Here is a 21274-nt window from a genome sequence, read left to right as displayed (position 1 = left end):
TACGATTTTGATGCAATCTCAATTAATCCAGTAGAGCAACGCCGTACCACTCAGCATGCTGATCAGGCCGAACAGCCGTAGCGTACGGTCATCGACCTGCGCCAGTTGCTGCACCAGACTGCGCCAGCGCTGAGGATAAAGAAATGGGATCACCCCTTCCAGCACCAGCATCAGACAGAATCCGATCAATAGCTCATGCAAAAAAGTGGAAGACATGTATCCAGCACAACCTCAAGAGTAGCGTTGCCACACAAAAAAACCGGGTCTTGGCCCGGTTTTGACAATCCTAACAGAAACCAGGGCGCGATGCGCGCCCTGATTGGAGGTTTTTTATACCAATACAGTCAATTGGCTTAGCGAACCTCAGGCTTGGACAGGTACTTGAAGAAGTCACTGTCAGGCTTCAGCACCAGCACATCGTTGCTGCTACCGAAGGACTCACGATAAGCCTTCAGACTGCGGTGGAACGAGTAGAACTCCGCATTACGCGAGAACGCCTCAGAGTAGATCGCAGACGCCTGGGCATCACCATCACCTCGCAACAACTCGGACTCACGATAGGCTTCGGCTACGATAACTGTCTTCTGACGATCTGCATCGGCACGGATACCTTCCGCCAGCTCCTGACCACGGGAACGCAACTCACGCGCTTCTCGCTCACGCTCAGAACGCATACGCTGATAAACCGACTCGGAGACCTGTGGTGGCAGATCAATTTTCTTGATCCGGATATCCACAACCTCGATCCCCCACTCATCCTTCGCAATAGTGCTCAGACTTGTGGTCAGCTCTTTCATCAGCTCTTCACGTTCACCGGACACCACTTCGGTCACGGTACGCTCACCAAACTGGTTACGCAGTCCGGTATCCACACGGTCAGCCAGAATCTGAGCTGCCTTGAACTCATCACCTGACGTTGCGGTGTAGTACTTTTCAACGTTCTCAACACGCCACTTCACGAACGAATCCACCACCAGACGCTTCTTCTCCAGCGTCAGGTAAGACTGTGGACGCGCATCCAGCGTCAGTACACGGGCATCAAACCGGCGCACGGCATTGACGAACGGAACCTTAAAGTGAAAACCAGGCTTAACATCCGCATTTACCACCTCACCAAACTTAAGCAATACCGCACGCTCGGTTTCGTTGATGATATAGACGGATTTGGAACCTACCAGTAGCACCAGCAGGGCTACAATAATTCCAACCAGAGATGAGGATTTCATTAACGCCCCTCCCGACGGCTGCTCGCCTGACGCTGACGCAGCTGATCAATGACCTGATCGGTTACCTGACGCAGGCTCTGATTATCCAGTGAAACCGAAGTATCAGCTGACTGACGAGTCGATACCCCCTGACTCAGCTTATCCAGCGGCAGATACATCATGTTATTACCACCTTCAACATCAACAAGCACTTTAGGGCTGTCAGTCATCACCTGTTCCATCGTATCCAGATAGAGACGTTCGCGAGTGACTTCCGGCGCTTTTTCATACTCTGTCAGCAGAGCCGTGAAACGCTGAGATTCACCCTGAGCCTTAGCGATAACCTCTTCGCGATAAGCGCTGGCTTCTTCCAGCATACGCTGGGCCTGACCACGCGCCTCCGGAACAACACCATTGGAGTATGCTTCAGCTTCGTTCTTCACGCGCTGCTCATCCTCACGGGCCTTGATCACATCATCGAAAGCATCCTGAACCTGTGAAGGTGCTTTGGCTTCCTTGATGTTGACCTGAGAGATCTGCAATCCGGTACGGTAATCGCGCATGTAGCCCTGCAACCGCTCCATCACCTGCACACCGAGGGTTTCACGCCCCTGCGTCAGAATAGAATGCATTTCGGTTGCGCCTACCACATGACGCAAGGCCGATTCGGCCGCATGGGAAAGCGACTCTTCCGGATTACGCACGTTGAGCAGGAAATCCTTGGGATCGGTAATCACGTACTGAACGGTCATTTCGACTTCGACGATATTTTCGTCTTTGGTCAGCATCAGTGAGCGGTGATCACGGGTACGTACCCGGGTTACCACAACTTTAGATACCTGATCGATCAGCGGCGGATTCCAGCGCAGACCCGGGCCTTTGGTTTCAATGAACTCACCGAGGCGCAGCACCACTGCACGCTCCTGCTGGTCGACGGTGTATGCACCCATCCCAGCCCAGAGCAGAACTGCCAGCACAATGATTACAATAAAGAAACCGGAGCCCGACGAGGAACCAGAGCCCCCACCGTCTCCGCCAAAGCCGCTATTGGGCTTTTTGCCGGAGCCTCCGAATATATTGTTGAGTTTATCCTGCAATTTACGCAGAGCTTCATCCAGATCTGGCGGTCCCTGATCTCCACCGCGGTTATTCCCACCGCGATTGTCGCCACCACCACCCCAGGGATCCTGGTTCTTGCCGTTACCACCGGGCTCATTCCAAGCCATAAGTGTCTCCGTTCCAAAAGCTTGATTCGCTGAGGAAAATTGTAGGTAGCCCCCCGGCACTGTGCAACCCCTATCGACAACCCTGTTAAAAGCGATCACTCAGGAACTACATAGCAATACAGAGGACAACCCCGTTAATAGTGGACTTCAGCCGGACAGTATCGTTCCGCCGGGATTCCTGCACGACTAAGAATCTGTAGCAGATCCTTCTTCTGCAAGCGAACCTCAAGCAGCATACAACCCTGTTCGTCTACATCCTCTTTAATCACCGCTCCCTGGGCATAAAGCTGCGCCCGGAAGCCGCCTTCCTGTGGTTTCAGGCTAAGCGTTTCATGAAACACATCTTCAGCCAGTAACTCACTGGCTGCCTGAAACAGCAGATCGATCCCTTCACCGGATACCGCTGAGAGCCAGACCCTGACAGGCTTACCCTCTTCATCCCGGTCGATCCTGGCTTCCTGACCAGGTAACAGATCGATCTTGTTGTAGACCTGCAGCTCAGGCACATCGGCAGCACCGATCTCCTTCAGTACAGACTCTACTTCCCGAATATGTCCGTGGCGCTCGTCATCATGACAGTCGATCACATGCAACAACAGAGTCGCTTCGGTGGTTTCCTGCAGCGTAGCACGGAATGCCTCAACCAGCTTATGTGGCAGATGGCGAATAAAGCCTACCGTATCGGCCAGGATAGCCGGGCCGACATCCGCGATCTCCACTTTACGCAGGGTTGGATCCAGGGTTGCAAACAGCTGATCGGCTGCATACACCTCGGACGCGGTAATACGGTTAAACAGCGTCGACTTACCGGCGTTGGTATATCCCACCAACGACAGCGTTGGCACCTCGGCCCGCTTACGCGAACGCCGCCCCTGGTCCCGTTGTTTTCGTACGCGCTCCAGACGCTTATGGATCGATTTGATGCGCGCACGCAACAGGCGACGGTCAGTCTCTAGCTGGGTTTCCCCCGGACCACGCAGACCGATACCACCTTTCTGACGCTCAAGGTGAGTCCAGCCCCGTATCAGACGGGTAGACATATGCTCAAGCTGAGCCAGCTCAACCTGAAGTTTACCTTCGTGGGTTCGGGCACGCTGCGCAAAGATATCAAGGATCAGACCGGTACGGTCCAGCACACGGCATTTGATCTCTCGCTCTATATTGCGTTCCTGACCGGGAGAGAGGGAATGATTGAAGATGACCAGCTCCACCTGATGCAGTTGCACCAGCTGTTGCAGTTCATCGAGTTTACCGGATCCGATAAAGAATTTCGGGCTGGGCTGGGCGCGAGACCCCATCAGCCAATCGACAGGATCCGCACCCGCGGAGATGGCAAGTTCTTCGAGTTCTTGCGGACTTTCCTGGTCCACCTCATCTGCCATCTCTATATGGACGAGTATGGCGCGTTCGCCAGACTCCGGACGTTCAAAGAACAATGATTACCTCAGCTGCTGGCTTTAGGTTCGTCTGCTGGTGGCAGTTTAACCGGACGCGCAGGTACAACGGTTGAGATCGCGTGCTTGTAAACCATCTGACTGACAGTGTTTTTCAGCAGAATTACGAACTGGTCGAAAGACTCAATCTGTCCCTGCAGCTTGATACCGTTTACCAAAAAGATGGAAACCGGCACCCGTTCCTTGCGCAGCGCGTTGAGATAAGGGTCTTGTAGAGACTGCCCTTTTGACATTTGCAAACTCCTTCCTGAATAAGAGTAATTATTTAATTATTTATAGTTTTCAGCCTGCCCGATTTTCTGCCTACAGCTTAAACATAGCAGCAGGTGCACAAAACAGGCCAGCAGGACATTATATAATGACTGGCTCTATCAATTTCAAGGCTTTAGCAACAATATTCGGGTCATGTGTATCCAACCAGTTCAGATCCTGCCAGCTGCGCAGCCAGGTTAGCTGTCGCTTGGCCAGCTGACGGGTAGCTACCACGCCCTTAAAGCGCATAGTGCCATAGTCCCAGTCACCCTGAAAATACTCCCACATCTGACGATAACCGACGCAGCGCACGGACGGCATCTGCAGATTCAGGTCTCCCCGCTGCCACAGCGCCCGAACCTCTTCCTCAAAGCCCTGCCCCAGCATGATATCGAAGCGCTGCTCAATTCGCTGGTGCAGCTCGCTGCGCTCGGCAGGCATCACCGCCATCGGCACCACCGGATAGGGTAGTTTCTGCTTTTCCTGCTCGGCCCAGAGCTCACTCATCGGCCGGCCGGTGACCTCGTAAACCTCGAGCGCACGCTGCAGGCGCTGCGAATCATTAGGATTCAGGCGCTGCGCTGATGCCGGGTCCACCTCGGCAAGGCGGGCGTGAAGCGCCGCCCAGCCCTCAGCTGAGGCCTGATCCAGCAGGCGCTGCCGAATCAGAGGATTAGCTTCCGGCAACCGGGCCAGGCCATTCTGCAGCGCATGAAAATACATCATGGTGCCGCCGGTCAGGATCGGAATCCGCCCCCCGGCATGGATCTCTGCGATCTCCCGCAAGGCATCCTGACGAAAGTCAGCGGCTGAGTAAGCCTCTGCCGGGTCACGCAGGTCAATCAGACGGTGCGGGTACTGCGCCAGCATCTCGGCATCGGGTTTGGCGGTACCGATATTCATATCACGGTAGATCATCGCCGAATCCACACTGACGATCTCACAGGGCAGCCGATCATAGAGTTTCATCGCCAGGTCAGTCTTGCCTGAGGCGGTTGGCCCCATCAGGAATACCACCGGTAACTGCGTATTAGTCACTTATTTACTGCCCCCGCATAAACAGCTTATCGAGATCATTCATTGTCATCTGGGTCCAGGTGGGACGCCCATGGTTACATTGGCCGCTGCGCTCGGTTTGCTCCATATCCCGCAACAGTGCATTCATCTCCTGCAGACTCAGCTGGCGATTGGCTCGTACAGCACCGTGACAGGCCATGGTGCCCAACAGTTCATTAATATGCTGCCTCACCCGCGAGCTGCTGCCATAGGCCATCATATCGGTCAGCATGCCACGGATCAGCTTTTCCGCATCCGCCTTCGCCAGCGCCACCGGCACCTGGCGGATCACCAGCGTCTCTTCACCCAGGCGGTTAATCTCTATCCCCAGCTGGCTGAAGGTGTCGCGCTGCTCCTCCGCACAGTCCGCCTCACCGCTGCTCACCGCCATACTGACCGGCACCAGTAAGGGCTGACTGCGAATCGCATCATTTTCCCAGGCCGCCTTCATCCGCTCATACACGATACGTTCATGGGCGGCATGCATATCCACCACCACCAGCCCCTTATCATTCTGTGACAGGATGTAGACGCCGTGCAGCTGCGCCACAGCAAAGCCCAGCGGCGGGCACTCCTCAGCGCTGATCTCAGGCATCGGCGGCGCAGCCAGCTGAGGGCGAAAGCCACTCAGACCGCCAGCACCACCTGCAGCCATGCCAGTGGCAGCCTCGGCAGTATGTAAGTTGCCATAGGCACTGATCTGTTCGCGCACTTCACCGGCAGAGTGCTGACTGGTCGCAGGACGCTGCGGATGCAGTGCCATGCGCCCCTGCTCAAAACTATTCTCGCTGGCCAGCTGACCGGGGGCTGAGTTCAGTTGCATCTCGGAATGCCCGGGAGAGACGGTTTCCGGAGTTTCCAGCTGATCTTGTGGTCGCGCATCGGCAATCACCCGATGCAGGGTACGGAACAGGAAATCATGCACCAGCCGGCTCTCGCGAAAACGCACTTCATGCTTGGTCGGGTGTACATTGACATCCACCAGCGCCGGATCCAGCTCCAGATAGAGCACATAGGCCGGGTGACGGCCGTGATAGAGCACGTCCTCATAGGCCTGGCGGATAGCGTGATTAACCACCTTATCGCGGATAATGCGGTTATTGACGAAGAAGTACTGCATATCGGCCTGGCCACGGGAGAAGGTCGGCATCCCCATCCAGCCAGACAGACGCAGGCCCGACGCCTCCGCCGCGACATTCACCCGCAGGGCATTATCAATAAAGGCGGAACCACAGAGCGCTGCGATACGGCGTTCCATCTCCAGCTCACTGCTGGCAACCCTCAGCTGATGGATCATCTTGGCGTTGTGACGCAGACTGAAGGCGACATCAAAGCGGCTCAGCGCCAGTCGCTTAACCACCTCTTCCAGATGCTTGAACTCGGTGCGCTCAGTCTTCATGAACTTGCGTCGTGCCGGGGTGTTGAAGAACAGATCCCGCACTTCGACACTGGTCCCCTGCGGCTGCGACGACGGCGACACTGAAGCCTCCATATCTCGCCCTTCGGTGACCACCTGCCAGCCACTTTCAGCGCCGACCGACCTGGAACTCAGCGTCAGTCGGGAGACAGAACTGATCGACGCCAGCGCCTCCCCCCTGAATCCCAGGCTGCCCACCGCCTCCAGGTCTTCCAGTTCACGGATTTTGAGGTGGCGTGACGGCTCAGGGCCAGTGGCAGGTCATCCTTATCGATACCCGAACCATCATCGCGGATCCGCATCAGCTTCATGCCACCCTGCTCGACTTCGACATCAACCCGTCGCGCGCCGGCATCGATACTGTTTTCCAGCATCTCCTTGATAACGGAGGCGGGCCGCTCTACAACCTCGCCTGCCGCGATCTGGTTAGCCAGTCGCGGCGATAGTAATTGGATTCGGGACATTTAAGATTCCAGATTCAGCTGGCAGGTATACGCAATACCTGCCCGACTCGGATGACATCGTTTCGCAAACGATTCTCTTTGCGTATCGCTTTAACACTAACACCGTTTCGCGCGGCAATCACACCCAGGGTATCGCCGCGGGAGACTTTGTAGCGCACCGGTTTTTTGCGCACCTCAGCCGGGCTCACCTTTGCCAGCTGCACAGGCCCCGGCCGCACTTTAAGCGTCTGGCCGACGCGGATAACATCGCTGCGCAGACCGTTAAGCTTGCGCAGGGACGCAACACTGATGCCGTGCCGGGCAGCAATCCCGCCCAGTGAGTCACCGGACACAACCTTGTAATGCGACAGCTGAACAACCGGAGACGCAACCGGCTTAACTGCGGCGGTTTCAGCTACGTTCAGCACCTGGCCGATGCGGATAACATCCGTCTTCAGGTTATTCAGCTTTCGTAAGGCGGCAATACTCATACCATGCCGGGCCGCAATCCCTCCCAGCGAGTCCCCCCGCACCACTTTGTAACGCGATTTGGTTTCGCCCGCAGACGGGCCGGTATTCGCAATAACAGTCGCCTGTGGCGGTCGGGTTTTAAAATGCGCCTTGATACCGGCGAAGATCGCCTTAGCCATCTTGCGCTGATAACTGCGGCTCTTCAGCTTCCGCGCTTCATCCGGGTTGGAGATAAAGCCGGTTTCAACCAGAATCGAGGGGATATCCGGAGATTTCAGCACTACGAATCCGGCCTGTTCCACAAAGGGCTTATGCATTTTGGCAAAGCGGCTGATATTTTTGTGGATATGCTTGGCAACCACGCGACTGTCTGCACGGCTTGCCGTCATCGACATATCCAGCAGAACACCGGCCAGCACATCATCCTTATCCTCAAGGCTCACGCTACCGACCCCACCAATCAGATCGGTACTGTTTTCCTTGCGCGCCAGCCAGCGACCGACTTCACTGGTCGCACCCCGGGGTGACAACACCCAGACCGAGGCTCCCTTGGCCCGCTTATCCTTGAAGGCATCCGCGTGAATGGACACGAACAGATCGGCATTCGACTGACGGGCCGCCTTAGTGCGCCCCCGCAAGCTGATATAGTAATCGCCGCTGCGGGTCAGCCGGCCTTTATAGCCGGGCTCGGCATCCAGTAGCCGTTTCAGCTCTTTGGCGATAGCCAGTACCACAACTTTTTCCTTGACCCGCCCCGGCCCTAAGGCTCCCGGGTCTTCGCCACCGTGCCCTGCATCGATGGCGATGACAATATCGCGTCGGCCGTTGGCGGCTTTAGGCGTGATCGCTTTTTTCACCGCAGCGCTGCCGGAGCCGCCATTAAACAGATCCAGCACCAGGCGGTGGCCATACTGATCGTTCGGTTTCAGATCGAAGCTCTTGGGCCTTACCCGGCGCTTCATATCCAGCACGATACGCAGGTCTTTACCCTTGGCAGCACTGCGCAAACCACGGATGGCACTTTTCCCGAGGTTTACCTTAGACAGTGAAGTATTGAGACGGCTGGACTTCAGGTCCAGCACGATCCGGTCAGGATTGGAAAGAGTAAAGATCTTGTGTTTCACCGGTCCGCTGAGATCAAACACCAGGCGGGTGTTGTCCGGCGCCAGCCACATGCGGACATTGCGAACCTCCGCGGCCTGCACCAACGCACTCATCAGCCAGAAGGCCAGTGCAATCCATAGGGAACTTCGTCTTAAAGAACCTGACATCCGGAAAGTTTTTCTCTGTCTCTTCAGCGATTAAGTTCTTCAGCCAGCTGCACACCGTATTCGGTATGCGCCAGCCAGCGAATACTGCGGCCCTGCCCTTCTATATCCAAATAGATTTCCAGATCGGGCTGGGGCAGTACTCCCGCCCCCCGGTCAGGCCATTCAATCAGGCATAATGCCCGTTCATCAAAGTAATCGCGAATACCAAGATATTCCAGCTCTTCCGGATCGGAGAGACGGTAAAGGTCAAAGTGATAGACCTGATGCTCAGCCAGCTCATAGGGTTCCACCAGCGTATAGGTCGGGCTCTTAACCGCACCTTTATGGCCAAAGCCCTGCAGCACGCCACGACAAAGGGTGGTCTTGCCCATCCCCAGATCACCTTGCAGAAACACCACACCACGCCCCAGAGTCACTGCGGCAAGGCGCTTACCAAACGCGATCATTGCAGCCTCATCCGCTGCACTGTACTGAAATTCCGTCACTTCAAACCTTTCTGTTACTTACCCTGGATACCCGATTTATCAGGTCAGTTGCCGTTATGCCCCGTTCGCCCAGCTCATGGGCTGCCAGATCGGCGGCAGAGGCATGAAGATAGCAACCAATACGCGCCGCATCCAGAGCACTCAGTCCCTGGGCAGCCAAAGCACCGATAATACCAGAGAGCACGTCCCCCATGCCGCCGCTCGCCATCCCCGGGTTTCCCCGATCACAGAGGTAGGTCGCATCGCCATCAGAAATCAGCGTGCCGGCCCCCTTGAGCAATACCACTGCGCCCAGTCGCTGCTGCAATGCCAGCACACTGTTGAAGCGATCGCGCTGAATCTGCGTCACGGATTGCTCTGCCAGCCGGGCGGCCTCACCCGGATGAGGCGTCACCACCGAGTACGCTGCAGCCGCGCCCAGATCCCATTCATGTAAGGCGATCAGGTTTAGCGCATCGGCATCCAGCACCATCGACTTGCCGGATGCCAGCACCGCTTTCAGCAGCTGTTCGCCCCAGGCATCAGTCCCCAGCCCGGGTCCGATAACCACCATGCTGGCTTTCTGCAGTAAGGGTTCCAGATCCTGAGCGCCCCGCACTGCCTTGACCATCACCTCCGGACAGCGGATCAGCGAGGCTGCCACATGAGACTCCCGGGTAGCCAGCGACACTAAACCGGCGCCGCTACGTAACGCCGCCTCCGCCGCCATCACCGCCGCGCCTCCCATACCGATATCGCCGCCAACCACCAGCAGGTGGCCAAAATCACCTTTATGCGCCGTGCGGCGGCGCGGCGGCAGGATCTCAGCCAGGTCTTCAGCAGAAAGACGAAAAGCACTGACGGCCACCTGCTCAAAAACCTCATCCGGCACCAGCAGGCCATCGAAAAACAGCTGGCCGGTATAATCCACCGCCTGATAGGTCATCAGCCCCTGCTTAAGCCCGATAAAACTGAGCGTAGCATCCGCCTCAACCGCCTCACCCAGCACGGCACCGCTATCACTGCAGATTCCAGAGGGCGTATCCAGTGCCAGCACCGGTTTTGCCGTGCGGTTAATCTGCCGGATCGCAGCCCTGGCCACACCTCTGACCTCGCCCCCCAGGCCGGTTCCCAGAATCGCATCAACGATAAGTTCGCCCCCGATCTCCGTCTCATCCGAGAACAGCTCTCCGTCGACACCCTGTTCCAGCATCCGTTGCCAGGCCTGCAGCGCCTCGCCCCTGAGCCGGTCGGAAAAATCCTCGCCACCCACCAGTATCAGCTGCACCTCGTAGCCATGCTGGCGCGCCAGCGCCGCAACCACAAAGCCATCGCCACCGTTATTACCGGTGCCACAGAGAATACTGAGACTGCGACATTGCGGGTAATACTGCTGTATTAACTGAAAGGCGGCGCGCCCCGCCCGCTGCATCAGGCGAAAGCCCGGAATACCGGCCAGTTCAATGGCAGTGCGATCCAGCGCACGGGTCTGTTCAGCGGTGTATAATGCCGCGGGAAGTAGAGTTCTATCGACAGACATCAGCTTATCTCCTGAGAATAGCCCCATTATAGAGGAAGCCTGCCGCCATCAGGCAAGCGGAGCCGTATGCCCGAATTGACACCATCTCAACTGCAGCAACTTGCCTGCGATATCAAACAGTGGGCCCGGGAAGCCGGCTTTCAGCAATGCGGCATTACCGAACCGGACCTTTCGGACCAGGAGGCACGACTGCGTGACTGGCTGGCGCGGGGTTATCAGGGAGAGATGGCTTATCTCGGCAACCACTTTGAGAAGCGCATCCACCCGGATCAGTTGCAGCCCGGTACCCAGCGCATTATCTGTGTCCGCATGGATTACATGCCACCGGATATCAGCACCCTCAAAGTACTCAGCTCACCGGACAAGGCCTATATCGCCCGCTATACCCTCGGCCGCGACTACCACAAACTGGTACGCAAGCGTCTGACTCAGCTCGGCAAACGGATACAGCAGCACCTGGACCAGGCGCTGGAGTTTCGCGCCTTTGTCGACAGCGCCCCGATACTGGAAAGGCCGCTGGCGCAAAAGGCAGGCCTGGGCTGGACTGGCAAACACAGCCTGATCCTTAACCGCCAGGCAGGATCCTGGTTCTTTCTCGCCGAACTCTTTATCGACCTGCCACTACCGGTCGATCCACCCGAACAGGAAAACCACTGCGGCCGCTGCAGTGCCTGTATCGATGTCTGTCCGACCAATGCCTTTCCACAACCCGGCGTGCTGGATGCCCGCCGCTGCATCTCCTACCTGACTATCGAGCTGAAAGGCAGCATCCCGGAAGAGCTGCGCCCCCTGATGGGCAACCGGATCTTTGGCTGCGACGACTGCCAGCTGATCTGTCCCTGGAATCGCTTCTCCAACGACACCGCTGAAGCGGACTTCCATCCCCGCCACCGGCTGGACAACCGCCAGCTCACTGAGCTTTTCGCCTGGGATGAGGAAACCTTCCTGAAAAACACCGAAGGTTCGGCGATCCGCCGTACCGGCCACGAAGGCTGGCTGCGCAATATCGCCGTAGCCCTTGGCAACAGTGACGGCGGCGAGGCGGTAACAGAGGCCTTACGCTCCCGCCTGGAGCACCCTTCAGAGATCGTACGCGAACACATTCTCTGGGCACTTGAGCGCCTGGACGCCTCTACTGGCAATACCCCGCCACCGATCCTGAGCCATCAGCGATCTAAAAAAATCAAACAGAAATAGACCCGAAAAACATAGAACCCACTCAAGAGCAAACAACAAATAAATTTAAAATCAACAAGTTAAAACACACATTAAAAACCACAGGAGCAGACACACACAAAAATAAAACAAATCCTGCTTTAACGCGGACTGATTTTGGGTATGCTGGAAGCTGACATCTCACCAGCACCTATGCCGCCTATGAATCTATCTCTACGCCAACTGCTGTTCGCAACTATGACTCTGCTGGTTCTGATTCCAATCGCCATATTTGCCGTATGGACAACGGACACCGCGCTGGATAAAGAGTTTGCCGCAGTCGAAGAGAAGCATCTGCTCATCGCTAAAAACCTTACGGGCGCACTCAACCGCTATGCCATCGATGTGACAGCCGTCTTTGCAGCCGTAACCGACCGGGACAGCGGCACAGCGGAGACCGCTCTCCAGCAGCTACTGCTGCAGTTCAACGTCCACGCCATGAGCGAATACGACCCTCAGGGGCGCCACCTGCGCACACACTTCGGCGATTCCGGGTATTTTCCCGACGACCTGCGCCACTCCCAGATATTCGACTCCGCCTCGGCACAAACCCGCATCAGCAACGTCAGAAGTGAGTCACTGCCGGAACCCACCCTCTATCTGGTACGCCAGAGCCGGAACCGGCATTACTGGATAGCCGCCATGAACACCGGCTATCTGCAGCTGATCCAGCAGGCGGTCACCTTTGGCAAGCTGGGCCATGCCGCCATTGTCGATCGTGCCGGCAATATACTGGCCCACCCGGACAAACGCTGGCAGGAAAGCGCCCGCAATATCGCAGCCATTCCGGCCGTGCAGAGGATGATGCAGGGAGAGACCGGTGTAGCGCGCTTCTATTCACCGGCTGTGGATGCCCATATGATCGCTGGCTTTTCCAGCGTCGAACGCACCGGCTGGGGCGTGATGGTGCCCCAGCCGGTCAGCGAGCTGTACAGCCACGCCCTTAAGGTACGCTACGTCACCCTTATCGTTGCCCTGATCGCGCTGGCTGTATCGCTTGCCACCAGCTGGTGGCTGGCAGGCAGAATTTCACGCCCGGTCAGTCAGCTGGTGACAAAGGCCGCAGCCATTGCCCAGCAGCAGCGGCATCAAGCGATCGCACCCCAGCCCGGGTTCCAGGCATCCGAGATCAACCAGTTACTGACAGCGTTCAACCAGATGTCTCAGCAGGTAGAGCTGGGACGCGATCAGCTGGAACAACGGGTTGAGGCGCGGACCGCCGAGCTGCGAAAGGCCGAACAGCTCAGCCGTCACCTTGCCCGCCATGACGTGGTCACGGGACTGCCAAACCGTCTCGCCATCCGCCAGACCCTCAGCAACCTGCTGCAGCGCCAGAGAGCATTCTCAGTCCTGTTTATCGACCTGGACGGCTTTAAGTCAGTCAACGACCAGTATGGTCATGCGGTCGGTGACCAGCTGCTGCAGGCTGTCGCCCAGCGGATTGCGTCAGGCCTGAAAAGCACCGACGAAGTGGCGCGCTATGGCGGGGATGAGTTTGTAGTGGTGATGCATGATACTACCGAGAGCAACGTCACCGAGCGCGCAGCAGAGGAGACCCTGCAACGGATCTGCTCCCCTTTTATGCTGCAAGAGCATGAGATCCATATTGGCGCCTGTATCGGTATCGCCTGCTCCGAACAACCGGTGACCGATATCGATCAGCTGATCCACCTGGCAGACACCGCAATGTACAGGGTCAAGCACAACGGCAAGAATGGCATCAGCCTGGCGCAGCAACCAGCCGGAACAAGCTGAAGGCAACCACGGCGGATTCAGCCCTGCGCCGGGATTAGTCCAGCTTCAGGAAAGTTTTGCGGTAGTGCTTGAGCTCTTCAACGGATTCGCGGATATCGTCCAGCGCCAGATGCGCCCCTTTCTTGGAAAAGCCATCCATTGCCGAAGGCTTCCAGCGGCTCGCCAGCTCTTTCAGGGTGCTGACATCGATAGTGCGATAGTGGAAAAACGCTTCCAGCTCCGGCATATGACGGTAGAGAAAACGCCGATCCTGACCGACGCTGTTACCGCAGATCGGTGATGCGCCCTTGGCGACATGCTGGGCCAGGAACTCAATAGTACGCTGTTCAGCCTCACGCTCGGTCAGGCTTGACTCCTTCACGCGCTGAGTCAGCCCGGAGTTACCGTGGGTGTTGGTGCACCATTCATCCATCCCCTCCATCACATCATCCGGCTGATGGATCGCCATAACCGGACCTTCGGCAATGACATTGAGATCTTTATCGGTAACAATGGTCGCGATTTCGATAATAAAGTCATTATCCGGATCCAGTCCGGTCATCTCCAGATCGATCCAGATCAGGTTATTCTTAGGGTCCACTGAATTCCTCCCGCGGCAACTGGCACAGAGTGTTGCGATTACAATAGAATAGACCGCCGAGTGTACCTGCTGTCAGATACATTTCCCAAATATATACTCAGAGTTGTGAATGGCGAAACGAAAACTGAACCGCCGCCAGACCTGGCGCGTGCAGAAAATACAGGAAGAGCGCGCAGCGCGGGCCGCGAAGAAAGATGCAGCCATTGATGTCCAGCTTGAAGGAAGTGAACTGGGTCCGGAACAACACGGACTGATTATCTCCCACTTTGGCCGCCAGGTTGACGTGGAGATCAGCGACGGCGAACGTGAAGGCGAGATCATCCGCTGCCATATGCGCACCAACCTGGGACAGCTGGTGACCGGCGACCGGGTTATCTGGCGCGCGGGCGCCGATGCCGGTGTCGTCGTCGCCACCCTGCCGCGTAAGAGTGAGCTGATCCGCCCTAACCCCCACGGCGACCTCAAGCCCGTTGCCGCCAATATCGACTATATTGTGGTAACCGTGGCGGTCGAGCCGACACCTTATGCCAACCTGATCGATCGCTACCTGGTTGCCGCCGAGCTCAGTGAGATTGAGCCGGTGATATTGCTGAATAAGACCGACCTGCTCAATGATGCCAACCGTCAGCCGATAGAAGAGATGATGCAGCGCTATCAGGATATCGGCTACAGGGTTCTGCATGCTTCCAATGCAAGCCAGGAGGGACTGGTGGAGTTGAAGCAGGCACTGGATAACCGAATCAGCGTCTTTGTCGGCCAGTCAGGTGTCGGCAAGTCCTCCCTGATCAACTCCCTGCTGCCGGGAATCGACCTGCGGGTTGGCGAGCTGTCAGAGCAGACGCGCAAAGGACGCCACACCACAACCACGGCACGGTTGTTTCATTTCCCTGATGGGGGTGACCTGATCGACTCCCCCGGCATCCGTGAATTCGGACTCTGGCATATCGATCCGGACCGGCTGATTGATGGCTTTAAGGAGTTCGACGGCGTCAAAGGCTACTGTCGTTTCCGTGACTGCAATCACGAAAAAGAGCCAGGATGCGCGTTTAAAGAAGCACTGGAAAGCGGTCAAATTTCCACCGAACGGTGGTACAGTTATCGACACATACTTACATCTTTGAAAGAACAGTAACAATAACGCTTTCGTTACGAGTCAGTTCAACTATGGAAAAAAGGCAAGGGACAATTGTTGTGTCACCGCAGGGAGCTGAGGCCTGGATCGAATATCTGGTCCGGCGCAAGCTGCCTGTCCGGAACAGCGTACAACAGCGCCTCAAGCGACAGGTTCGTGACAGCAACGTCAACCTCAGGGATCTGGGCAAACTGATTAAGTCAGATCCTGTCCTCTGCCTGTATATGGTCAAAACGGCCTGCCAGCTGCACGCGGCCAAAGGCTCTGAAGTCACCGGCATCGATCACGCAATCAGCTCACTGGGGCTGGATCACATCGAAGATGTGGCGTTCCGGGTGCCCGCGATCAAGCTGAATCCCACCAGCACCGCCCAGAAGATGTTTTTCCGCAGCATCGCCAACAGCCACCATGCCGCTGTCCAGGCGCGCCATTGGACCCAGTCCCGCAACAGCCTGTTTGTCGATGAGAGCTATCTGGCGGCGCTGTTTTACGGTGTCGGCTACTGGATGCTATGGCACTACGCCCCGCTGCATATGAGCGAAGTGCAGCGCAAACAGCGCGAAGAAGGTGTCGACGTAGTACTGGCCGAAAGCGATGTCCTGGGCTGCACCGTGCAGGAGATCTCCAAGGGCCTGATCAGCGACTGGGGACTGTCGGAACTGGCCGTCACCAGCCTGGACCACGACAACTCGCCCAGCCGTCAGATCCTGCAACGCCTGCATATGCGCACCATCAATGATCCGCGCCTCAGCGATCAGGAGTTGCGCGACCTGAATCATCTGGTGCAGGAGAAGTTCTTCCCGGTCAAAATTGCCAACTGGCTCTGCCAGACGACCCAGTATGGCTGGCATACCACCAAGGCGATGAAAATCGTCGATATCATTAACGACTATCTGAAAAGCGCCCTGAGCGAAACCCTGGCCAGCCTGCATCAGAATTGCGCGGCGGCCAGCCGCGAATACCATATTCCCGGCACGATGGCACCGGCCGCGGAGATGCTGTTTATCCGTTCCAATACGCGCCCCAACTACAAGCTCGGGCCGCGCGAGATCAAAGCCCTGCCACGGGATATCCCCCAGCTGGCGGGAAACACCAGCAGCGCACCGGCCGGGCCGGCGCGGGACGAACCGGAAGCGCAGGCAGCAGCGGTGGTTTATGAAAAGCCCAGCCTGCGCGATAAAGTCGTCTTCACCCAGACCGCAGAGCGCCTGCTGAAAGGCTCCGACCTCTATAGCGAACCACGCCATATACTGCAGGGTACCATGCAGGCACTGCATGAAGGCCTGGGCATGGAACGGGCCGCCATGTTCCTGATCCAGCAGAAAGGCAGCAGCATGAAGACCGCCTTTACCAAGGGGGTTGAAAAGCAGGATGCCATCCTGAGTTTCTATCACAGCCTTGAGATCACCAGCCTGTTCAAACGCCTGTCGGAGAAGCCCTCCTGCATCTGGATTACCCCGGACAACCGCGCCAAGATGTTACGGCTGCTGCCGGAGAACTATCACGGCTTCGTACCGGAAAGCGGCGCCCTGATCATGTCGATCTTCATCGATAAAAAACCGATCGCCGTCGTCCATGCCGACCGCGGCAACGCCGGCAAGATCCTCAGCGACTTCCACCACGAGCGCTTCCGTTACGTCTGCTCCGCCGCCTCACTGGCGCTGAAGCGCATGATCACCGGGCAGTAACTTCGCGCCGGTTTGTGACCATCGCAGTAACACTATATGATGCCAGCACATCAATGATGCGATCAGGATACGAACCATGTCACTGCCCCTGGTAATCGAAGCGGCTCAGCTTGCACAGCAGCTGCAGAACCCACAGCTGCTTATCCTCGACCTGTCCAGTCAGGAAAATTACGATAAAGGCCATATCCCCGGTGCCGTCCATGTTGATGCCGCCCGGCTGCTCTGCGGCAGCCAGCCGGTGCCAAACAAGCTGCCATCGCCACTGCAGCTGAATGAACTGTTTTCCGCCATCGGCCTGAGCGACGACACCCAGGTCGTCGTCTATGACGATCAGAAAGGGCCGCTGGCAGGCCGCATGATCTGGACCCTGCATTGTGTCGGCCATCAGAACTGCAGTTTCCTGAACGGTCAGCTTCAGGCCTGGGTCAGCGCCGGACTGGATCTGGAAACCACCGCCAACCAGCCGACCCCGGGATACTTTGAGGCCAGCATCGATACCAGCCTGATCGCCGATGTGGACTACATCCTCAGCCAGCTGGACAACGACCAGTGCGCTATCTGGGATGCCCGCACCGAGGCGGAGTACAAGGGTGAAAAAGTCGTTAACGCCCGAAAAGGCGGCCATATCCCCGGCGCCAGCTGGTATGAGTGGACCGACAGCATGATCTCGGCGGAAGACAGCCGCCTGCGCGATACAGACAGCCTGATCAGCGAACTCGCCGCCCGGGGTATCAGCCGCGATAAAGAGATCATTACCCACTGCCAGACCCACCGCCGCTCCGGCCTGACCTACCTGGTGGCACGCCACCTCGGCTTCGACAAGGTACGCTGCTATGACGGCTCCTGGTTCGAATGGGGCAACCTGCCTGACACGCCGGTAGAGAAATAACCGATTAACCGCCAAGACCGAAGAGCAAGAAGTTTGAAAGATAAACTGTTTATCCTGCTGCAACAGCTGCTGCCACAACACTGCCTGTCCCGACTGGTGGGCCGAATCGCCGAGTGTAAAAACCCTAAGGTTAAAAACACTTTTATCCGCTGGTTTGCCAAACGCTACCAGATCAATATGAGCGAGGCGCTGGTCGAAGAACCCACCGCCTACGAAAACTTCAACGCCTTCTTCACCCGCGCCCTGAAACCGGATGCACGCAGCATCGATATGACAGCGGAAGCGATCGTCAGCCCGGCAGACGGTGCGATCAGTCAGCTGGGCACAATCGCAAATGGCCGTATCTTTCAGGCCAAGGGACGGGGCTATGGCCTCAGCACCCTGCTCGGCGGCGATATGAACCTGGCAAACGAGTTTAAGGATGGTCGCTTCGCCACCATCTACCTGTCACCGCGGGACTATCACCGGGTCCATATGCCGGTCAAAGGCACCCTGCGTCAAACCATCTATGTGCCGGGCGATCTCTACTCCGTCAATCAGACCACGGCCGAAAACGTGGATCAGCTGTTTGCCCGTAACGAGCGCCTGGTCGCGATCTTCGATACCGAATTCGGTCCGATGGCGATGGTGCTGGTCGGCGCCATGATCGTCGCGGGTATCGAAACGGTCTGGTCCGGCCAGGAAGCTCCGGTACTGAAGGCCCCGGTCAGCCGCGACTTCAGCAACCAGCCTCAGCCGGAAATCACGCTGGATAAAGGCGTCGAGATGGGCCGCTTCAAGCTCGGCTCCACCGTGGTCCTGCTGTTCGGAAAGGACGCCATGGAATGGCTGCCAGAGCTACAGGCGGAAAGCCCGCTGTGCCTGGGCCAGCGTATCGGCGTCAGTGAGTAACAACCCGCAGGACGGAATAACCCCATAGTTTACCGGCTGTAGTGAGCACCGCTTTCACCTACACTGTGCACAAAGCCTACAGCCGGATCAGGAGATACACAGACTATGAATAACTGGCTCGAAGGCCTGCGTCAGGCAGGCGCAGAACTTAGCGAAGACAATCAGGCGATCCTGAATCAGAGCAGTGTCAGCACCCTGCTGATTCCGCTGCTGCACCAGGCGGCCATCGATGTCCGCGGTCCGGATGCGGACAAGTTTCTGCAAGGACAGCTCAGTGCCGATATCAGCGAAGCACGCCAGCTGGGCAGCCGCCTGGCCGCGCACTGCAATATCAAGGGCCATATGATTGTGCTCTGGCGCCTGCTGGCGCTGGAAGACGGCTTCCTGCTGCGTACCGATAGCGACAACCTGGACAGCGGCTTCAAGACCCTCAACAAATACATTATGTTCTCCAAGGCTGACGCCAGCGACCGGCGCGACAGCCTGGTGGGCATCGGCCTGCAGGGCGATGACGCAGCTCAGCTGACCGCAGCGCTGCTGGGCGAAGCCCCGGCCGGAGTCGATCAGGTGGTACGCCAGGGCGAGCGCGTGGCGGTTAAGGTACCGGGTGAGCGATTCGAGATCTGGCTGCCCGCCGACGATGCCGCAAGCCTGCTGCCTGAGCTGCTGAGCCAGGCTGAACTGGGCAGCAGCAACGACTGGCGCCTGAGCGAGATCCGCGCCGGCATCCCAACGGTATGCGCCGCCACCAGCGAAGGCTTTATCCCACAGATGACCAACCTCCAGGCCCTCAACGGCGTCAGCTTTACCAAAGGCTGCTACACCGGCCAGGAGATTGTCACCCGCCTGCAGCACCGCGGCATTCTTAAGCGTCCGATGTACCTGGCACGTATCGACAGCGACCAGCTACCACAGCCAGGCGACGCCCTGCTGGGTGAAGCGGGCGTCAAGATCGGTCAGGTGGTACAGGCCGCCAAAGCCGAAAACGGCTGCGAACTGCTGGCGGTGATGATCAAAGAGAAAGCCGACAACGGCAGCGTGACGCTGGAAAGCGATCCGACCCGGACGCTTGAGATCCTGCCCCTGCCATACGAACTGGACCCGCGCCTGTTCGAGTCTAAGCGATAGAACTGCTCAAGCTATAAGCCGCCAACAAGAGCGGCTTATAGCTTGTAACTTATAGCCCTCAGCTTTCAGCTGCTTCCAATGGCAACTGCCAGTTAATCGCCGGTTTCCCCATCTGCTGCAGGTAGTTATTGGCCTGGCTGAAATGGCCGCAGCCGAAGAAGCCGCGATAGGCGGACAGCGGTGACGGATGCGGGGCTTTCAGCACCAGATGGCGCTGCCGGTCGATCCTGGCACCCTTCTTCTGGGCATAGCTGCCCCAGAGCAGGAACACCACGTTCTGGCACTGCTCATTCACCGTGGCGATCACCTTATCGGTAAAGGTTTCCCAGCCCTTACCCTGATGGGCGTTGGCGTTGCTGTTCTCCACCGTCAGTACCGCGTTCAGCAGCAATACCCCCTGCTGCGCCCAGCTTTCCAGATAGCCGTGATCCGGCGTGACACAGCCCTGATCGGTCTCCAGTTCCTTATAGATATTCACCAGCGAAGGCGGCGTGCGGACTCCCGGCATTACCGAGAAACAGAGACCGTGAGCCTGATTAGGCTGGTGGTAGGGGTCCTGTCCCAGAATCACCACCCTGACATCATTCAGCGGCGTCGCTTCCAGGGCATGAAACCAGTTTGAGGAGTGGGGGTAGATCAACTTACCGGCATCTTTCTCCTGACGCAGGAAATCCTTCAGCGCCAGCATATAGGGTTGCTGAAACTCATCCTGCAGAAAGGGTTGCCAGCTGGGGGCGTTATCCAGGGCCATCATGGTTCCTCGGCTCAGTTGAATCAGAACGTATCGTCATCCACAGCTCACGGCTGAGGCGGCAACGATACCAGGGCGAATAATACCGGACATTGCCCGGCGCGTGGGAGATCAGGCCGGAAATCAGGATAATCAGGCCATAGGCCCAGGCCTGCGGCGTACTCCACCAGAGGTGGCTGCAGCCCAGCAACAGCATCTTCAGCAATACCACCTGGCCGCGCAGCTGTAACAGCCAGATACCGTCGACATAGATCTCTTTCAGCAGCATCAGCAGGCCGCTGCCCAGCGCCAGCATCAGCCAGCCATGCCACTGCTGCAGTGGCAGCTGATAGAGATAACCCCCGGCAATACCGGCGATTCCCAACAGGTGCAGGCTGCGCAAGACGATGCTGATCCAGCGCCGCCCCGGCAGTTCTCGTTTATGATCGGCAATCAGCCAGCCCATA

At 57.4% G+C, this 21274-nt stretch carries 19 protein-coding genes and 1 pseudogene; 7 read left to right on the top strand and 13 right to left on the bottom strand.

The features are described from left to right. Positions 1–18: 18 nt before the first annotated feature. From Q354_RS0114740 to Q354_RS0114695, 10 genes and pseudogenes are all read right to left on the bottom strand, one after another. Positions 19–216, bottom strand: a complete 198-nt coding sequence (locus Q354_RS0114740; RefSeq protein WP_027858276.1) for a DUF2065 domain-containing protein — start codon at positions 214–216, stop codon at positions 19–21. Between the two features lie 137 nt (positions 217–353). Further along, complete coding sequence (hflC, locus tag Q354_RS0114735; protein ID WP_027858275.1) at positions 354–1226, bottom strand: protease modulator HflC; 873 nt, start codon at positions 1224–1226, stop codon at positions 354–356. Continuing rightward, positions 1226–2431: an FtsH protease activity modulator HflK gene (gene hflK, locus Q354_RS0114730; protein WP_027858274.1), complete on the bottom strand. Its 1206-nt coding sequence runs from the start codon at positions 2429–2431 to the stop codon at positions 1226–1228. Before hflK ends, hflC begins: the two co-directional genes overlap by 1 nt. A 134-nt stretch (positions 2432–2565) precedes the next feature. Further along, positions 2566–3867, bottom strand: a complete 1302-nt coding sequence (gene hflX, locus Q354_RS0114725; RefSeq protein ID WP_027858273.1) for a ribosome rescue GTPase HflX — start codon at positions 3865–3867, stop codon at positions 2566–2568. 8 nt (positions 3868–3875) lie between these two features. Further along, on the bottom strand, positions 3876–4118 hold the full coding sequence (gene hfq / locus Q354_RS0114720) for an RNA chaperone Hfq (RefSeq protein WP_027858272.1): 243 nt from the start codon (positions 4116–4118) through the stop codon (positions 3876–3878). Positions 4119–4236: 118 nt separating this feature from the next. After that, positions 4237–5142 carry a tRNA (adenosine(37)-N6)-dimethylallyltransferase MiaA gene (gene miaA / locus Q354_RS0114715; RefSeq protein ID WP_051560169.1) on the bottom strand — a complete coding sequence of 302 codons (906 nt, stop codon included), beginning with the start codon at positions 5140–5142 and terminating at the stop codon, positions 4237–4239. A 37-nt stretch (positions 5143–5179) separates the two neighbouring features. Then, positions 5180–7074 (bottom strand): annotated as a pseudogene (gene mutL, locus Q354_RS25950) (DNA mismatch repair endonuclease MutL). A 14-nt stretch (positions 7075–7088) separates the two neighbouring features. Then, on the bottom strand, positions 7089–8795 hold the full coding sequence (locus Q354_RS25945; RefSeq protein ID WP_084332620.1) for an N-acetylmuramoyl-L-alanine amidase: 1707 nt from the start codon (positions 8793–8795) through the stop codon (positions 7089–7091). A gap of 23 nt (positions 8796–8818) precedes the next feature. Next, positions 8819–9280: a tRNA (adenosine(37)-N6)-threonylcarbamoyltransferase complex ATPase subunit type 1 TsaE gene (gene tsaE / locus Q354_RS0114700; protein ID WP_027858270.1), complete on the bottom strand. Its 462-nt coding sequence runs from the start codon at positions 9278–9280 to the stop codon at positions 8819–8821. A gap of 1 nt (position 9281) precedes the next feature. Continuing rightward, positions 9282–10799, bottom strand: coding sequence for a bifunctional ADP-dependent NAD(P)H-hydrate dehydratase/NAD(P)H-hydrate epimerase (locus tag Q354_RS0114695; protein ID WP_036230023.1), 1518 nt, complete (start codon positions 10797–10799; stop codon positions 9282–9284). A gap of 66 nt (positions 10800–10865) precedes the next feature. Here Q354_RS0114695 and queG point away from each other — a divergent pair, with 66 nt between their 5' ends. Together queG and Q354_RS25935 are read left to right on the top strand one after the other, a co-directional pair. Continuing rightward, the gene (queG, locus tag Q354_RS25940; protein WP_084332619.1) at positions 10866–11996 is read left to right on the top strand and encodes a tRNA epoxyqueuosine(34) reductase QueG; all 1131 of its coding nucleotides are present in this window, start codon (positions 10866–10868) and stop codon (positions 11994–11996) included. 180 nt (positions 11997–12176) lie between these two features. Beyond that, the gene (locus tag Q354_RS25935) at positions 12177–13769 is read left to right on the top strand and encodes a diguanylate cyclase domain-containing protein (RefSeq protein ID WP_169828894.1); all 1593 of its coding nucleotides are present in this window, start codon (positions 12177–12179) and stop codon (positions 13767–13769) included. 34 nt (positions 13770–13803) lie between these two features. Here Q354_RS25935 and orn read toward each other — a convergent pair whose 3' ends face one another. Beyond that, positions 13804–14349 carry an oligoribonuclease gene (gene orn / locus Q354_RS0114680; RefSeq protein WP_027858268.1) on the bottom strand — a complete coding sequence of 182 codons (546 nt, stop codon included), beginning with the start codon at positions 14347–14349 and terminating at the stop codon, positions 13804–13806. Positions 14350–14458: 109 nt separating this feature from the next. Between orn and rsgA the strand changes: the two genes are divergently transcribed. The 5 genes from rsgA (at position 14459) to ygfZ (ending at position 20077) form a co-directional block, all read left to right on the top strand. Continuing rightward, positions 14459–15481 carry a small ribosomal subunit biogenesis GTPase RsgA gene (gene rsgA / locus Q354_RS0114675; protein WP_027858267.1) on the top strand — a complete coding sequence of 341 codons (1023 nt, stop codon included), beginning with the start codon at positions 14459–14461 and terminating at the stop codon, positions 15479–15481. Between the two features lie 59 nt (positions 15482–15540). After that, on the top strand, positions 15541–17169 hold the full coding sequence (locus Q354_RS0114670) for an HDOD domain-containing protein (RefSeq protein WP_027858266.1): 1629 nt from the start codon (positions 15541–15543) through the stop codon (positions 17167–17169). A 76-nt stretch (positions 17170–17245) separates the two neighbouring features. Next, positions 17246–18058, top strand: coding sequence for a sulfurtransferase (locus tag Q354_RS0114665; protein WP_027858265.1), 813 nt, complete (start codon positions 17246–17248; stop codon positions 18056–18058). 33 nt (positions 18059–18091) lie between these two features. After that, entirely contained in the window at positions 18092–18949 is an 858-nt protein-coding gene (gene asd, locus Q354_RS0114660; RefSeq protein ID WP_027858264.1) for an archaetidylserine decarboxylase, read from the top strand. Between the two features lie 105 nt (positions 18950–19054). After that, entirely contained in the window at positions 19055–20077 is a 1023-nt protein-coding gene (gene ygfZ / locus Q354_RS0114655; protein WP_051560167.1) for a CAF17-like 4Fe-4S cluster assembly/insertion protein YgfZ, read from the top strand. A 58-nt stretch (positions 20078–20135) separates the two neighbouring features. On the opposite strand, the gene ung is transcribed toward ygfZ, so the two are convergent. Both ung and Q354_RS0114645 read right to left on the bottom strand, forming a co-directional pair. After that, the gene (gene ung, locus Q354_RS0114650; RefSeq protein ID WP_027858262.1) at positions 20136–20828 is read right to left on the bottom strand and encodes a uracil-DNA glycosylase; all 693 of its coding nucleotides are present in this window, start codon (positions 20826–20828) and stop codon (positions 20136–20138) included. Next, complete coding sequence (locus Q354_RS0114645) at positions 20815–21273, bottom strand: hypothetical protein (protein WP_027858261.1); 459 nt, start codon at positions 21271–21273, stop codon at positions 20815–20817. The genes ung and Q354_RS0114645 overlap by 14 nt, the downstream gene beginning before the upstream one ends. Position 21274: the final 1 nt, after the last annotated feature.

Source organism: Marinobacterium jannaschii DSM 6295 (assembly GCF_000620085.1).
Classification (GTDB): Bacteria; Pseudomonadota; Gammaproteobacteria; order Pseudomonadales; family Balneatricaceae; genus Pontibacterium; species Pontibacterium jannaschii.
This window is presented reverse-complemented; position numbering and strand designations above follow the sequence as displayed.